Origin of the sequence: Sphingorhabdus sp. (genome assembly GCF_035329025.1) — a bacterium.
In the GTDB taxonomy this organism is placed as follows: Bacteria; Pseudomonadota; Alphaproteobacteria; order Sphingomonadales; family Sphingomonadaceae; genus Sphingorhabdus_B.
Map to the genome: position 1 here is coordinate 14,591 of NZ_DAOLHN010000024.1, position 15,513 is coordinate 30,103.

Annotated in this window: 11 protein-coding genes; 3 read left to right on the forward strand and 8 right to left on the reverse strand. The window is 57.6% G+C overall.

Annotation, left to right across the window (positions count from 1 at the left end; translation table 11 throughout):
• Positions 1 to 45 precede the first annotated feature (45 nt).
• Positions 46 to 1,077 carry an ACP S-malonyltransferase gene (locus PKC81_RS08355; RefSeq protein WP_324334992.1) on the reverse strand — a complete coding sequence of 344 codons (1,032 nt, stop codon included), beginning with the start codon at positions 1,075 to 1,077 and terminating at the stop codon, positions 46 to 48.
• The gene (locus PKC81_RS08360; RefSeq protein WP_324334994.1) at positions 1,074 to 3,269 is read right to left on the reverse strand and encodes a thiamine pyrophosphate-dependent enzyme; all 2,196 of its coding nucleotides are present in this window, start codon (positions 3,267 to 3,269) and stop codon (positions 1,074 to 1,076) included. The genes PKC81_RS08355 and PKC81_RS08360 overlap by 4 nt, the downstream gene beginning before the upstream one ends.
• A 206-nt stretch (positions 3,270 to 3,475) precedes the next feature.
• Between PKC81_RS08360 and PKC81_RS08365 the strand changes: the two genes are divergently transcribed.
• On the forward strand, positions 3,476 to 6,067 hold the full coding sequence (locus PKC81_RS08365; protein ID WP_324334996.1) for a TonB-dependent receptor: 2,592 nt from the start codon (positions 3,476 to 3,478) through the stop codon (positions 6,065 to 6,067).
• Between the two features lie 72 nt (positions 6,068 to 6,139).
• On the opposite strand, the gene PKC81_RS08370 is transcribed toward PKC81_RS08365, so the two are convergent.
• On the reverse strand, positions 6,140 to 7,279 hold the full coding sequence (locus PKC81_RS08370) for a CaiB/BaiF CoA-transferase family protein (RefSeq protein WP_324334998.1): 1,140 nt from the start codon (positions 7,277 to 7,279) through the stop codon (positions 6,140 to 6,142).
• A 73-nt stretch (positions 7,280 to 7,352) separates the two neighbouring features.
• Positions 7,353 to 9,314 (reverse strand): acetate--CoA ligase, encoded by a 1,962-nt coding sequence (acs, locus tag PKC81_RS08375; RefSeq protein WP_324335000.1) that lies wholly within the window; start codon positions 9,312 to 9,314, stop codon positions 7,353 to 7,355.
• 191 nt (positions 9,315 to 9,505) lie between these two features.
• Between acs and PKC81_RS08380 the strand changes: the two genes are divergently transcribed.
• The gene (locus PKC81_RS08380) at positions 9,506 to 10,288 is read left to right on the forward strand and encodes an SDR family oxidoreductase (protein WP_324335002.1); all 783 of its coding nucleotides are present in this window, start codon (positions 9,506 to 9,508) and stop codon (positions 10,286 to 10,288) included.
• Between the two features lie 44 nt (positions 10,289 to 10,332).
• Here PKC81_RS08380 and PKC81_RS08385 read toward each other — a convergent pair whose 3' ends face one another.
• The 4 genes from PKC81_RS08385 to prfB form a co-directional block, all read right to left on the reverse strand.
• Entirely contained in the window at positions 10,333 to 11,073 is a 741-nt protein-coding gene (locus PKC81_RS08385) for a hypothetical protein (protein WP_324335004.1), read from the reverse strand.
• 212 nt (positions 11,074 to 11,285) lie between these two features.
• The gene (locus PKC81_RS08390; protein ID WP_324335006.1) at positions 11,286 to 12,422 is read right to left on the reverse strand and encodes a hypothetical protein; all 1,137 of its coding nucleotides are present in this window, start codon (positions 12,420 to 12,422) and stop codon (positions 11,286 to 11,288) included.
• A 152-nt stretch (positions 12,423 to 12,574) separates the two neighbouring features.
• Positions 12,575 to 13,171, reverse strand: coding sequence for a hypothetical protein (locus tag PKC81_RS08395; RefSeq protein ID WP_324335007.1), 597 nt, complete (start codon positions 13,169 to 13,171; stop codon positions 12,575 to 12,577).
• Positions 13,172 to 13,299: 128 nt separating this feature from the next.
• Entirely contained in the window at positions 13,300 to 14,427 is a 1,128-nt protein-coding gene (gene prfB / locus PKC81_RS08400; RefSeq protein WP_324335009.1) for a peptide chain release factor 2, read from the reverse strand.
• 269 nt (positions 14,428 to 14,696) lie between these two features.
• Between prfB and PKC81_RS08405 the strand changes: the two genes are divergently transcribed.
• Positions 14,697 to 15,503, forward strand: coding sequence for a DUF4189 domain-containing protein (locus tag PKC81_RS08405; RefSeq protein ID WP_324335010.1), 807 nt, complete (start codon positions 14,697 to 14,699; stop codon positions 15,501 to 15,503).
• The last annotated feature ends 10 nt before the right edge of the window (positions 15,504 to 15,513 follow it).

The following is a 15,513-nucleotide window of genomic DNA, read 5'->3' on the forward strand; positions in this document are numbered from 1 at the left end:
GGCTAGGAGGGGAAGAGGCGGTTTATTCGTATGTAACGCGATGCCTTAAGCAGTCACCACGCCGCGCTGGTCCGCCATCCCCATCGAAACAAGGATTGGGTCAGATGCCTGTCGCTGCTGGAAATCAGCCTTGCCCTTCAGTCCGCGCCAGCCGCAGGCGATCAGCGCCTGCGCAACCGGGGCACCCAAAGTGGTGCCGGGGCCTAGCACCGCGATACGATCAGGGCAGAATTCGCGCGCAGCAACCTGAACCGCGCGGGTGAAATCATAGGTGCGGTTGATCTGTGCACCAAGCGTGTAATTATAGATTGCATCCGTATCGAACGCCTTTGGGGACCAGATCTTGCCGGTGCCATCGATGGCAGGAATGGTGCCCTCACCAAAATCCGCAACCGGGTTCGCCGAGTGGGCGAGCGGGACAATATGGTCGAGCAAAGGCGAATGGAATGCCGCATGATAGTTGAGCTTCATCGGAAAACGGTCATCCTTAGGCAACCGCTCCATCAGCCATTTCATGCCCGCTTCGTCGGCAGCAAAAACAATCATAGCGCCAAGCCGGATCGAAACATGCACCGCGCGACCATCTTGTGTGGCTTCGGCAAGTACCGCATCAGCCTCAGCAGCCTTGGCCGGGTCGATACGCCAGTCAGCGTCGGCCAGCGACCAGACGACCTGACCGCCCTGCCCCTTTTCATGCATCAGGCCGCCCATGGTGTTGACCAGCCGCGCACCAGCGTCAAAATCGACCACGCCGGCGCAACTGAGCGCGAGATACCAGCCCATCGAATTACCGGTGACGGCGACGACCTCAAACCGGTCCCGATCAATCGCGGCAAAGTCGGCGAGTGCACAGGCGTATATCAGTAGCGAAGCATTATCGCCGGGCATATGTAGTGACGAGCTATACTTCTCAGCACCATCGAGCGCCGAAATCGTCGGCTGACCGAGCGCTGCGCGATACGCATCGAGCTGCGCAACTTGCGCGCCCCCAGCATCATGATGACGTTTCAGATAGCCGAGTTCGGTTGCATTATAGGTTCCGCGTCCAGGGCAGACGACGAGCAGTTTTTCCTTCATTTGCCCACCGCTTTCAGCGCTGCTTCGATGATAGACGCCTTGCTCGGCAAGGTCAGTTCCGCCGCCGGGCCCAATGCGATGAAACAGTCATCAGCAGTCAAACGGCTGGCGTCATTGCCCCGGCCTGCTTCCGCGAGAATAGTCATCAGCTTTTCCGACGGGCTACCCGCGCGGCGGCATTCATCGACCACGAGGATCTTCTTCGCCGACGCCACCGCCCCGACAATCCCCGCTTCGTTGAGCGGGTGCAGCCAGCGCAAGTCGATGATGCGCAGGTCTACGCCCTTGGCGCGCAGTTCCGATTCTGCCTGTCGCGAGAGGTAATAGCCATTGCCATAAGTGATGATGGCCAGATCTTTGCCTGCGCCATGCACGCCCAGTTCGCCCAGCGCGATCGGTTTTGCCTCTGCCGGGGCTGTGTAGTTCGCCGCCCAGCCGCCATCGCCCGCCCCGGCCAGATCGGTGGTGTGATAGAGCGCAATCGGTTCGACAAAGACAATAACGCGGCCGTCTTCATGCGCCAGCCGTACGCATTCGCGCAGCATAGCGGGCGCATCGGCGGCACAACTCGGCACCGCCAGGATAATACCCGGTATATCGGTCAGCACCGCAAGACTATTGTCGTTGTGGAAATGGCCGCCAAAGCCTTTTTGATAGGGAAGTCCGGCGATGCGCACGACCATCGGATTGCGATATTGCTGGTTTGAAAAGAAGCTGAGCGTGGCTGCTTCACCCCGGATCTGGTCTTCGGCATTGTGCAGATAGGCGAGGAACTGGATTTCGGGGATCGGCACGAAACCATTGTGTCCCATGCCGATTGCGAGGCCCAAGATCGTCTGTTCGTCGAGCAGGGTATCGAACACCCGCGCCGGGCCGAATTTATCCTGCAACCCTTGGGTCACGCCATAGACGCCACCCTTTCGCGCAACATCTTCACCGAAAAGCGAGACATTGGGATAGCGTTGCATCACATCCGCCAGCGCGAAGTTGATCGATTTCGCCAGCGTCACCGGCTTGGCAAGATTTCGCGCATCCTTGGCGAACAGGGCGTCGCGTGCCGCAACTTCCGGCAGTGCTGGCGAATCTTTGCTACCCACCTTGGGCGCAATCGGCGCCATGATCTCGTCATTGGTCGACAGGCGCGGTTTGGTCAGCGCTTCGGCCGCGACCCGTTCAACCCGCTGACGCATCTCCTCATAGCGCCCGACAATCTCCTCACGGCTCAGCCCGCCATGCTGCAGCAATATACGCGCGCTGTGGAGCAGCGGATCCTGCGCCTCATTGGCCTCGATTGCCTCCAATGCCGAATAGCTCGCCTCCACGTCCGCCCCTGCATGCCCCATCAGGCGGACGGTGCGCATGTGCAGGAAAACCGGCTTGCGGCGGCTGCGCGCATAAGTAACGGCCTCTTCGCAACCGCGCAGCGCATCGAGCATGTCGACCCCGTCGCACTGGATGTAATGCAAGGCAGGGCGGTGCGCGAAATTTGCCTCCACCCAGCCACCAGGGGTGCGCACGGAAATGCCGATGCCATTATCTTCGCACAGGAAAATCAGCGGCATGGGCAGATGCTGATAGGCGGCCCAGCAAGCCGAGTTGATCGCACCCTGTGAAGTCGAATGGTTCGCCGAAGCATCGCCGAACGAGCAGAGGATAACGGCGTCGTGGGGCAGCGCGGCATCTTCCAGTTTCAACCGTTGCGCCATGCCGATGCTGTGTGCCGCGCCAACGGCCTTTGGCAAATGCGAAGCAATGGTGCTGGTCTGCGGGGGAACGAAGGTCTGCGCACAACCGAGCACCTTGTGTCGCCCGCCCGAAATAGGGTCTTCGGCAGAAGCCGCAAAGCTGAGCGCCATGTCGTAAAGCGGGGTCAGCCCACCCGCCTGCTTCTTGCGCTGGATCAGGAAGGCCGCGTCGCGATAGTGCAGAAAAGCCATATCGGTCTGGCGCGTGGTTGCCGCCATCGCAGCTGTGCCTTCATGCCCCGAACTGCCAATCGAATAGAATGTCTTTCCTTTTGAACGCCTTGCCCAAAGGTCGAGATGTCGCGACATGATCTGGCTATCGAACAGATCGACCAGTTGGTGCGCGGGCGGTACGTGGAAATTCTGGTTGCTGCGCGATGTGGGCAAGTCGCCTGAGAGCACGCGCTTGGCAAAGCCTTCATCGATAATCGTCGGTCGGTCAAACATGCGTCGAGGGTTTAGCCAGATGCTGCATAAATGCCACAGCAAAAAACAAAGTTTAATCGGACGATTAAAGCTGTGGACATGGGAAATCCGCAGCTTAGAAGGCACACTGTTTCCAGTTATCCCCGGGAGAATCCGCCAAGGAAGCAAATTCGAACGCCCAGACCGGCATACGGCAGGCACAGTTTACGTAAACTAAGGAGAGGTACATGCGTCGATTGAATCGACTCAGTGCAATTGCACTCAGTTCAACCATGCTCGCGACATTCGGTTTCGCGCCAGCTTATGCGCAGGACGCGCAGGCTGAAGAAGAAACCTATGAAAATGAACCCATCATCGTTACCGCAACGCTGCGCGCGATGGATGTACAGGACATTCCTCTTGCAGTGACCGCTGTCGCCCCCGAAACGCTGGAGCGTCAGGGTGTTGCCGACATCAAGAACCTGGCTTCGATTTCGCCGAGCTTCAACATCCAATCCTCGCAGACCGAAACCCAGGGCACCTCGATCAAGATCCGCGGTGTCGGCACAACCGGCAACAACACCGGTCTTGAAAGCTCGGTCGGCGTGTTCATCGACGGCGTCTATCAGTCGCGGCCGGGCGTTGCCCTCGGCGATCTTGTTGATCTTGAGCGTCTCGAAATTCTGCGCGGCCCGCAGGGCACGCTGTTCGGTCGTAATACCTCGGCAGGTGCATTGAACATTACAACGCGTCGCCCGAGCCTGAGCGAGTTCGAAGGCTTTGCCAACGCCTCTTACGGCAATTACGACTTCATGAATGTGCAAGCGGGCGTCAGCGTTCCGATTGCACAGGATGTAGCCGCCGTCCGTGTATCGGGCACATGGCGCAAGCGCGATGGCTTCCTGAAAAGCGCAACCGGCGCTACCAGCAACGACCGTGATCGCTACATGCTACGTGGCCAGCTTTATGTTGAACCCAATTCAGATGTCAGCATCCGCATCCTAGCCGACTATTCGAAGGTCGACGAAAAATGCTGCGATGCCGTTATCGTGCGTGAAACGGAGCTGCAGCCATTCTTTGCTTTCCATGGTCTAACCAGCGATGGCGTCGACCAGTTCGGACCGACTGCTTTGCAAAATCTGTCGACCAATGCGCAACAGTTCCTGAACAGTTCCAAGCAATGGGGCGTTTCGGGTGAACTGAAATGGGATTTTGGCGGCGCAAAGCTGACCTCGATCACTGCCTATCGCGATTTCAAGTCGCAATCGAGCCAGGACGATTTTGTCGGCCTGCAGATTTACTCGGTCGGCACCAAGGGTATCACCGCTGCACCGGGCACGCCGCCTAATGGCGACAATATCAAGGCCTTTACGCAGGAACTGCGCTTGCAGGGCACCGCGTTTAACGACAAGCTTGATTGGCTAATCGGTGGTTTCTACGGCAAGGAAGACATTCAGGCACAGGGTGTCATGACACTCGGTGCAGACTTCCAGCGTGCCAACAGCGCCTTTAACTTCGGCAATCTCGCTGGTGTGAACCCGCTGTTCGCGCTGACAGCGCTCGGCAATGGTGGTATTCCAGTCAACGCCAATGGGGCAAATGCGGTCAACCTGTTCGATCAGGAAGCCACCACATTTTCGGTATTCACACACAATGTGATCAACTTCACCGACCGGTTGAGCTTGACCTTCGGTGCCCGCTATGTCGACGAGAAGAAGGTAGCGAGCTTCGACCAGTTGTCGGCATCCAATGCTGCTTGCCAGGCAAGTGTTACGGGAGTCCTGAATGGATTGGTCCCTGGCGCATTGGCACCGGGTCTGGTTGGCCTGAACTGCTTCCCGTTTGTCGCTCCGGTCAACCTGACCGCACCGGCAGCCTTGGGCGGCGGTCTTGCAAGCCGCTTGCTGCCATTGCCACGTGAATGGGCGCAGACGTTCAAGGACGATGAAATCACCTACACGGCGCAGCTTGGTTTCAAGGCGACCGACGATATCCTGCTTTACGGCGGTTACAGCCACGGCTTCAAATCGGGCGGCTTCAACCTTGATGCCACCTCTGCGAACCTGCTGAACTCGTCTGCGATCCTTGCTGGTCTCGCCCAGCCGGTTCCGGTCATTGTCGCTCCGCAATATGCCGATCCGTCGTTTGAATCGGAAAAGGTTGATCAGATCGAAGTCGGTGTGAAAGCGACTCTCGGTCGCTTCAAGGCAAACCTTGCCGTGTTCGACATGAAGATGAGCGACTTCCAGGTGCTGGAATTTACCGGCATCCAGTTCCTCACCTTCAATGTTGCCTCTGCGAAGTCGACGGGCGTTGAACTCGAAGTATTCGGCAATCTCAGCGATTATATCACCGGCAACTTCGCAGCGACCTATGCAGATTCGCGTTATCCCAACAACTGCGGAGTCGGCGTTGCACCGGCCGCAGCGGATGCGGTTGCCCGTCTCTGCGGTGGCAGCCTGACCAACGCGCCCAAATTCTCGGGTGTTATGGGGCTGACCTATGACGGTCCGCTTGATAGCTCGGGTTGGGGCCTGCTGGTCAACGGCAACATCAACTATTCGAGCAAGCGTCGCACCGGCACCATTCCTTTGGATACCAACGGTCTGCCGGTGCCGCTCGATTACCAGAATGCCTATTTCAAGATGAATGCGCGTATCGGTTTTACCGATCCCAGCGAGCGTTTCACCTTTGAAATCTGGGGCACCAACCTGTCGAACGAAATCACCCGCGGCGTCACCGCCAACACTCCGCTCCGCGGTGGTGCAGGCACCCGCTCGCGCATTGGTTTCGTCGAAGAACCCCGCATGTACGGCCTGACCGTGCGCACCAAGTTCTGATAGACAACACATAATAGAAAGGGCCGGTCTCCATATGGAGGCCGGCCCTTTTCTTTGCCTCGGGCAGTGATCTTAGCCGGTGACGACAGCGCCACCAGAAACCAGCGTTTCAATGTCTCCAGCGGCAAGACCCGCCTCACCCAGCACAGCCGCATAGTCTCCGCCACGCGAGGCAATCGTAAAGTTATCCGCCTGGGTCTGGCTCGACAGGCGTGGGGCAATTTGCGGGTGCAGCCATTTGCCGTCCTTCACCACCGCCTTGCGTTCGGCATTGGCGGGGTGCGATGCCGCCTCGACATAATCGAGCACTGGCGTGACACAGGCATCAGTCAATGCGAAGGTGGCCTCCCACTCATCGCGAGACTTTGAGGCAAATACGTCCTCCAGCATCTTGTGCTGCTGTGCCCATTTCGACTGGTCGTGCTGGCCACCAAAGGCTTCCTTGTCGATGGGGAGGCGCTCCATCATCGCGGCAAAAAATTGCGGTTCGATGCAGCCAACCGCCATAAACTTGCCGTCACTGGTTCCATAACAGCGGTAGAAGGGTGCTGCTCCGTCAAGGAGATTGGCTTCACGGTCAGTGCGCCACTGGCCAAGCCCCGCCATGCCGTGAACAAAGCTCATCAAGCTGTGCGTGCCGTCAATGATCGCGGCGTCGACGATATTGCCCTTGCCCGTTGTCATACGCTCGACAAGAGCTGCGAGGATGCCGGTGACGAGGAACATTGTCCCGCCACCGAAATCGCCCACCATGTTGAGTGGCGGCACTGGCGGCTGTCCTGCCTTGCCGATCGCGTTCAAGACGCCGGTCATGCTGATATAGTTGATGTCATGGCCTGCCATCTGGCTCCAGGGACCAGTCTGACCCCAGCCGGTCATGCGGCCATAGATCAGTTTCGGATTGACGGCGTGGCAGGCTTCGGGGCCTACACCCATCCGCTCGGTAACGCCGGGACGCAGACCTTCGATCAGCACATCGGCACCGGAAACCAACTTCAAAAGCGCTTCAACCGCTTCGGGCTTTTTGAGATCGAGCATGATCGATCGCTTGCCACGACCATCCACCGCCTTTGGCAAAGCGGGGCCGGGACGATCAACAACGATTACATCCGCGCCCATGTCTGCCAGCAATTGCCCTGCATAGGGGCCAGGGCCGATCCCGGCCAGTTCGATAACCTTGATGCCGTTCAGCGGCCCTTGTCGTGCGCTCATGCTTCCTCTCCGTTTAATCGTGCGATTAAACGGCCATAACCGCTCCTAAGGCTATCGACAAGCAGCTAGTTCCTTAGCGATTCCGACGTCCCTCAATCAGGCTGTCGACGACACTGGGATCAGCCAAAGTCGAGGTATCCCCCAACGCCCCGAATTCATTTTCCGCAATTTTTCGCAGGATGCGGCGCATGATCTTGCCGCTGCGGGTCTTCGGCAGAGCGGGGGTGAAGTGGATATGGTCGGGCGAAGCGATCGGGCCGATTTCCTGACGCACCTGCATCCGCAATTCGCTCTCCAGCTCGGAACTCGGCTCCTCGCCGGCATTCAGCGTGACATAGCAATATATGCCCTGCCCCTTGATCTCGTGCGGGAAGCCGACGACGGCGGCCTCGGCCACCTTGTCGTGCAACACCAGCGCGCTTTCGACCTCGGCGGTGCCCATACGGTGGCCGGAAACGTTGATGACATCGTCGACGCGCCCGGTGATCCACCAATAGCCATCACCATCGCGGCGGCAGCCATCACCGGTGAAATATTTGCCCTTATAGGTCGAGAAATAGGTCTGCTCGAAACGCTCATGATCGCCATAAACTGTGCGCGCCTGCCCCGGCCAGCTGTGCGTGATGCACAAATTGCCCGACACATCGCCGCGCGTATCGCCTTCATCTGCAATCACCTGCCCCTCGGCATCGACGAGCTGCGGGCGGATGCTGAAGAAGGGGCGTCCTGCGCTACCCGGTTTCATGCCGTGGGCACCGGGCAGTGTGGTGATCATCGTGCCACCGGTTTCGGTCTGCCACCAGGTGTCGACGATGGGCAGTTTCCCCTCACCCACTGTCGCATGGTACCAGCGCCAGGCCTCAGGGTTGATCGGCTCTCCCACCGTGCCAAGCAAGCGCAGCGATTTGCGGCTGCGCGCCTGCACCGGCGCATCGCCATCGCGCATCAGCGCGCGCAGCGCTGTCGGCGCGGTGTAGAAGATGTTCACCTGATGCCGGTCAACAATATCCCAGAAGCGGCCATTGTCAGGATAGCTGGGGATGCCTTCGAAAATCAGGCTGGTCGCGCCATTTTGCAGCGGGCCATAAACGACATAGCTGTGCCCGGTCACCCAGCCGATATCGGCGGAGCAGAAGAAGACTTCGCCGGGTCTGTAATCGAACACATAATGGAAGGTGGTTGCGGTCCAGACAGAATAGCCGCCCGTGGTGTGCAGCACCCCCTTCGGCTTTCCGGTGCTGCCCGAGGTGTAGAGAATGAACAGCGGGTCTTCCGCATTCATCGGCTCGCAGGGGCAGTCGGCGGGCACATCTGCGCCATATTCATGGTACCAATGGTCGCGATGCGGAGTCATGTTGCAGGGATCGCCGGTATGTTCGATCACCAGCACGCCCTCCACACCCGCCACGCGTTCCAGCGCGGCATCGACATTGGACTTCAGCGGCACATGCTTGCCGCCACGCACGCCGCTGTCGGCGCAGATGACGAAACGGCTGGCGCAATCCTCGATGCGTCCAGCCAAAGCCTCGGGTGAGAAGCCACCAAAAACCACCGAATGAACCGCCCCGATGCGCGCACAGGCCAGCATCGCGACCGCGCCCTCGACCACCATCGGCATATAGATGGTAACCCGGTCACCCTTGGTCACGCCCATCTTCTTGAGCGTGTTGGCCATGCGGATTACCTCGGCCTGCAACGCGGCATAGCTGACCTTGCGCGCGGGCTTTGATGGCTCATCGGGTTCGAAGATGAAAGCGATCGCATCGCCCTTGCCTGCTGCCACATGGCGATCGACGGCGTTGTGGCAGAGGTTCAGGACGCCATCTTCATACCATTTGATCGAAACCGGATCGTACGACCAGTTGCCAATCCTGGAAGGTGCGGTGAACCAGTCGATGCGCTTCGCCTGTTCGGCCCAAAAACTGTCGGGGTCGGATATGCTTGCTGCATATAGGCGGTCGTACTCGGCGGCGCTGCAATGCGTATCCTGTGTTGCGCTTTCGGGTGCGGGAAACCAGTCCTGATGCTCGCTCACTTGCTCTCTCCAGACAATCGGCCTAATGTTTGGAACAGCATTGATGGAGTAAGTCCGGTGATTCAAGGGTAAAGACGAATTCGTCGCCCCTGCAAAGGCAGGGGGCGCTGCAGGTTAATCCCTCAGCGTAATCAAAACCGACCGCGACCCCGGCGGAGGCCGGGTTGACGCGAGTTAGATCAGGACTATCCATGCCCAAATTACAGAATAAATCCGCCCTCGTAACCGGGGGCGCCCGCGGTATTGGCGAAGCGATTGCCCGTTGTTTCGTCCGCGAAGGCGCAGATGTCATCATTGCCGATATCGATGCCGAAAATGGCCGACGCATTGCCGATGATATCGGCTGTAGCTTTTTCCATCTCGACGTCGCCGACGAGAAGGGATGGAACCGCTTGGCGGCCGCCCATCCCCAGATCGACATTGTCGTCAACAATGCCGGCATCACGGGGTTTGAGGATTCTCCCGGACCACATGATCCTGAACATGGCAGCCTTGCCGATTGGCACCGTGTACATGCGGTCAATCTGGATGGTACCTTCCTCGGGTGCCGCTATGCGATCGGTGCAATGCGGGCAAAGGGTGAGGGTTCAATCATCAATATCTCCTCGCGCTCCGGCCTGGTCGGAATACCGGCGGCTGCGGCCTACGCCTCATCCAAGGCGGCTATCCGCAACCACAGCAAGTCAGTTGCGCTCTATTGCGCGCAGCAGGGCCTCAACATCCGCTGCAACTCGATCCACCCGGCTGCGATCTTGACTCCTATGTGGGAGGCGCTGATCGGCGACGGTCCGGACCGCGAGGAGCGGATGGCGTCGATGGTAGCCGATACACCGCTGAAGCGCTTTGGCACGGTCGAGGAAGTAGCGGCCCTCGCGCTGTTGCTGGCCAGCGACGACGCCGCCTATATGACCGGCAGCGAGTTGCATCTAGATGGTGGCCTGTTGGCCGGGAGTGCAGCGTCGCCAGGCGATTAGAATAGCAGTTCCCCCTCCCCGTAAAAAGGGAGGGGGAGCCTGCATCAATCCATGCGTTCAGCGTAGCACTCTTCAAGTGCTTTTGCCTGCTTCTTTTCGTTGGGCAGAGCTTTGGCATTAACCTTGCACTTACCCAATGGCGTTTCCGCTTCAGCAGCAGCCATAGCGGCTTTCGAATCAAAAGTGCCCGAAAGGCTGCCATCAGGACTGAAGGTGACATTTTGTGCGAGTTGCGACATCAGTTCGCGGCCAACGGGCAACCGGGCCCTTTTGCCAGTGATAAAGCCGGCGAATACGCCAATGGCGATCACACCAACGCCAGTCGCTACAGTGTTACCTTCACCTTCCTGACGGAATTCGCCATTCACGGGTATGAGCTGACCGTTGAGGTTGACACTCCGCACCCCGAATTCCATTTTACCTGACTTACCGAAAGCGCCCTTACCGGTCCGCCATGTAATTTCGGCACTCGCCGGAGTGCCTCGTGGAATGACAACAGTCTGGCCGACAGACACGTCGTTCAACACGGTCAATTTGAAGGTATCACCTTCCTTATGTGTGCTGGTGTTTACCTCTTCGGCGACCGCGAGTGTGATCGGCGTGCCCTTGTTCAAAACCAAATCTGGCGACGGTGTTTCTGCCGGAGCTGCCGTTTCGACGATGGTGATCGGTGTGGCATCGGCAACAGACGCTTGCGCGGTTTCTGTGGCCTGTGCGGATGCAATCGAAGCACACGCAAAAAGGCTTGTCGCGCACAGCATGTGCGCCATATTTCCATTCTTCATATTTCCCCCATCTACATACTGGAGAACCCAGCAAGATGAAGGTTAGACAGCGCTATACCGCTGTCAACAAAGGACTATTCCAAAGCTGTGTAAAATTAATTTGCGCCTACCCTGCATTTTAGCAAATTGAAACCGTGTTCGAAGTTTTCGCTGCGTTTGAGAAAAACCGCGACGCTTTTCAATTCTGAGCGAAATCGCACGAACCAGCCCCCTCAATCACACCCTGCCCGGAAATCGAACAGGCGATAGCCTGGCTGGGTGCCGCCTTCGCGGAAATAGAGTGTGCGACGGCAGTTCACCTGGACCGTTTGCCACTGATATTCGACAGCTTCACCCTGCTTGCCGCAGAAATGGGCGTTGCAGCCCATGACATCGGCAGTCACTGGGACTTGCTCCTGCTTGGTTTCGCTCCAATACCAGTCGAGCTGCCGGACATTGCCGTTGACGTTCAGGTTGTTGGGAATGCCGAAAGTGGCGACAACTTCTTCCTCGCTGCGCCCCGCCATTCCCTGAAGCTCCTGCACGAAGCGTTGTTCCGCAGCATTGGTGGCACGTGACATGCTGTCCTGCATTTTCAGGTCATTTTCCACATCCTTTGCCATGGCACCAAGCTCCTTGGCCTGCGCTTCCAGTGCAGCGATGCTCTTCGCCTTATGCTTGGCGAATTCTTCTGGCGACATGGTGCTTTCATATTCGGGTTGTTTGGCATCAGGCCAGTATCTGGCCCAGATCTGATCAATCATGTCGGTGATGGCTGCATAGTCCCCAACCATCTGCATCTGCAGCGGCGCGAATGGGTCCGATAAAGGCTTCTTGGATTTCTTGCCTTGCTGGAAATCGGTGGCCATCTTGCGGGCGCTAGCCATGGCCTTTTCCCAGTCTGGCGCCTTGCAGGCTATTTTATAAGCCTGGGCCACCCAATTGTCTGGCACCGGCATCCATTCAGCAATGCTGCTCGTCTGGGTGCGACCTGCCCTGTCATAAGCCGTCGCTGCTTCGATATTCACCAGTCGATCACGACATTTGAAGGCCAGCACATAATGGATGAAATTGGTTGGCCCGCCCTTTGTAATGGCACCACCCTTTTCCATCACTTGATAGACATTGATCTTATAGATTGTCTTCGCTTCCATAAAATCGAGCGGGTTTGCCGACTGCATAGCTGCATTCGCCATAGTGTTGGCATCGCCACCTCCGTCGAGACTTCGGGCGATAAAGTCGAAATCAGCAACATAGATGCTCCGCTCGGGTGCAGCATCGGGTTCCGAAGCAATGGTGACAAATTTGCCCGCCTCAACAGGAGCAGCCAACGCCAAGAGAGGAAGGGTGAGAGCGAGAACTTTACGCATTTTCATATACCTGACTTTTCGATGCTGGCTAAACTGCGCCACCATTCAATGGATTCAATCTGCGGCCAATTCGATTACAGACCGGCACCGGCTGTGAAAGCTGCAAGACCGGCGGGCAAACCGCCCAAAAACCGAACCAAGCCTTTGCGGTTTCACTTGACCTTCAACAAGCAGGCTCGCACCTTTTCGCGCGCCGCAAAGCCGCCAGTCCAATTGCCATCAAAAACCGATGCACCGTTCATCGTGACTGAGACGCTCTCGACATCGTCCATGCCATCCAGCGCAGCCGCGAAATTGGTCAATTGGAACAATATGACAGGTGCCCCGTCTTTCACCGGAAAGTGCATTGCCTTTACCGTCTGCGGGCTGTCACCGCCGGTCGCGAGCGTGACCTTTACCTTTTTGACTTTCGCCGTTGCTGGCACTTCCGGCCCACCGACGAAGAAATAGCTGTCCTTCCAATCCTTGTAAGGCCCGATATAGCCCATCACCTTATCCCGCGCCACGAAGGTCATGCCGCATGGCTGATCCGCCTTGCTGCCATCATTGTCGACGCTCCAGCTCGGCTTTGCTGCCGCACTGGGTTTGGTGCCCGGGGGTTTGGTGCCCGGCTTGCCCAAATGCTGTTGACCCTTGGATTCAAGCGGTTTCATCGCTTTGGCCAATTGTGCATCCAGTGCGGATTGGGCATGGGCGGCGCCCACAGTGGCAAAAATCGAGAGCGCAAGAATCACGGCTCTAAAATGCATGTCAAAAACCTTAGCCTAAGCCGGAATTACGGAGCGAATCCACCGTATCGTGTCGCTCATACAGTATAGCCAATGCAATTGTAGAAAGTGCACCAGTACATTGCCCGACCTCTAGCCCGACTTACAACCTAGTCGACATCCTCAACCGATACCGCCTCACCCGTCACGCGCTGCGCCAAAGCAGCAGCGATGAAATCGTCCAGGTCGCCATCAAGTACATCCGATGGGGTCGGGCTGGTCACGCCCGTGCGCAGGTCTTTCACCATCTGATAGGGTTGCAGCACATAGGAACGGATCTGGTGGCCCCAGCCGATATCGGTCTTTGCCGCATGTTCGGCACTGGCCGCTTCCTCGCGTTTGCGCATTTCGGCTTCGTACATCCGCGCCTTCAACATGCCCATCGCAATTTCGCGGTTCTTGTGCTGGCTGCGGTCAACCTGGCTGGCGACAACAATACCCGACGGGACGTGGGTGATGCGCACGGCGGAGTCGGTCGTGTTGACGTGCTGCCCGCCCGCACCCGACGCGCGATAGGTATCGATTTTCAGGTCGGCAGGGTTGATGTCGATCTCGAAACTGTCGTCGATCACCGGATAGACCCAGACCGAGCTGAAGCTGGTGTGGCGGCGCGCCGAACTGTCATAAGGCGAAATGCGCACCAGTCGGTGCACGCCGCTTTCGGTCTTGGCATAGCCATAGGCGTTCTCGCCCTTGACCTGAATCGTCGCCGATTTGATCCCCGCGGTGTCACCTGCCTGATATTCGATCGTATCGACCTTATACCCCCGCTTTTCCGCCCAGCGGGTGTACATGCGGAACAGCATCTCGGCCCAATCCTGGCTTTCGGTGCCGCCTGCGCCTGCGTGAATTTCGATGAAGCTGTCGAGCGGATCAGCGTCGCCAGAAAGCAGCGCCGAAACCTTATCCTTGTCCGCACGATCGGCCAATGCCTTCAGTGAAGCTACGCCCTCATCCGCCAGCGATTCATCGCCTTCCATTTCGGCCAGTTCGATCAGCTCGACCGTGCCTTCCTTATCGGCGCCGATTTCCTTCACCGTGCCGATTGCCGCATCAAGGCGGCGGCGCTCACGCATAACTTCTTCTGCTTGCTTCGGATTATCCCACAGCTTCGGATCTTCAACGCGCGCGTTAAGTTCATCCAAACGGCGCAGCGCGCGATCCCAATCGAGCGACATTTTGACGAGGTTGAGTGCAGCGTCGATCCGGTCGACAAGGGCTTGCGCATCGGCGCGCATGGGGAAACTCCAATGTCTGAATTAAGGCCTGCGCGACTAGGGCCTGTATTGTGCATTGTAAAGATGAACTAGTGCGCAAAAGTGACGGCGCGATTTGCGATTTTGCTTTATGTTGAAGGCTGGACTTCGCTATTTTCTGGATGATCATGCTAAACCGTTTGAGCATCGCTCTTTGCACTTTCGCCGTTTTTTGTCTGTCCGTACTATTCTCGTCAGAACCAGCCGCCGCCTTTGCCTATCCCTGCAATGGGCCAGGACCCGGCCGGATTATGGTCGGGGTCAGCCCCGGTGGAAATGGCGTCGCATCTGTGCCGATGTGTGAAGACGACCCCAATTCGGCTTCGCAACAGGGGTCCGCGCCAGTCGCTGCTAGCGCCGATTATTCCGCAGTCGCCTGGCATGAGGATGCGAGCGACATTTGGGCGTCGGCGCGATACCAAAATCGTGCGACTGCCGATAATATGGCTTTGCGACATTGTACCGAAGTGATGGGATCGGGATGTCAGGTCATTTGGCAAGTGAACGGATATATTGGCGTCGCTCTTGGCGCCACGGGCAACATCCATTGGGCGGCCGACGGTAGCAAAGGCAAAGTGAAGAAGATGCTGGATGAACAATGCAAAGGCTATGTTCTTGGTTGCCTGCCCATCGGCATTTTCAAATCGACTGATACCTATGAAAGCGATGGACAATGGGTCAACATTCGCAAACCTAAAAATGCGACATTGTTGCGTAAAAAATATGGTGCCGTCGCTTGGCTTAACGGGCCGGGCTATGATGGCACGTCTTTCGTTGCAACGGGCCACGCGACCTATCCAGAAGCTGTCGATGCAGCTATGGCCGCATGCCGAAAGCACAATGGTGCCGATGCCAAATGCGAGGTGAGCATGGGAACCGGCAATGGTTTTCTTTACAGCTATCGCAATGAGAAAGGCGACAGCTACACAGCAGAGCAAACCGAAAAACGTGCCGAACAGGTCATGAGTTTGTCGTGTAAGAAAGACAAACTGACATGCACAGTTTCTAAAGTTTTCGACGTGCGCCAGCCGGGACTTTTTGCGCACCGGATGCAATAGCGGTGCTTAC

Excerpts from the sequence above, each read along its gene's own strand:
- PKC81_RS08405 (WP_324335010.1), top strand. The coding sequence starts at position 14,697 with ATGGTCGGGGTCAGCCCCGGTGGAAATGGCGTCGCATCTGTGCCGATG.
- PKC81_RS08395 (WP_324335007.1), bottom strand. The coding sequence starts at position 13,171 with ATGCATTTTAGAGCCGTGATTCTTGCGCTCTCGATTTTTGCCACTGTG.
- PKC81_RS08365 (WP_324334996.1), top strand. The coding sequence starts at position 3,476 with ATGCGTCGATTGAATCGACTCAGTGCAATTGCACTCAGTTCAACCATG.
- PKC81_RS08385 (WP_324335004.1), bottom strand. The coding sequence starts at position 11,073 with ATGAAGAATGGAAATATGGCGCACATGCTGTGCGCGACAAGCCTTTTT.
- PKC81_RS08380 (WP_324335002.1), top strand. The coding sequence starts at position 9,506 with ATGCCCAAATTACAGAATAAATCCGCCCTCGTAACCGGGGGCGCCCGC.
- PKC81_RS08360 (WP_324334994.1), bottom strand. The coding sequence starts at position 3,269 with ATGTTTGACCGACCGACGATTATCGATGAAGGCTTTGCCAAGCGCGTG.
- prfB (WP_324335009.1), bottom strand. The coding sequence starts at position 14,427 with ATGCGCGCCGATGCGCAAGCCCTTGTCGACCGGATCGACGCTGCACTC.
- PKC81_RS08390 (WP_324335006.1), bottom strand. The coding sequence starts at position 12,422 with ATGCGTAAAGTTCTCGCTCTCACCCTTCCTCTCTTGGCGTTGGCTGCT.
- PKC81_RS08370 (WP_324334998.1), bottom strand. The coding sequence starts at position 7,279 with ATGAGCGCACGACAAGGGCCGCTGAACGGCATCAAGGTTATCGAACTG.
- PKC81_RS08355 (WP_324334992.1), bottom strand. The coding sequence starts at position 1,077 with ATGAAGGAAAAACTGCTCGTCGTCTGCCCTGGACGCGGAACCTATAAT.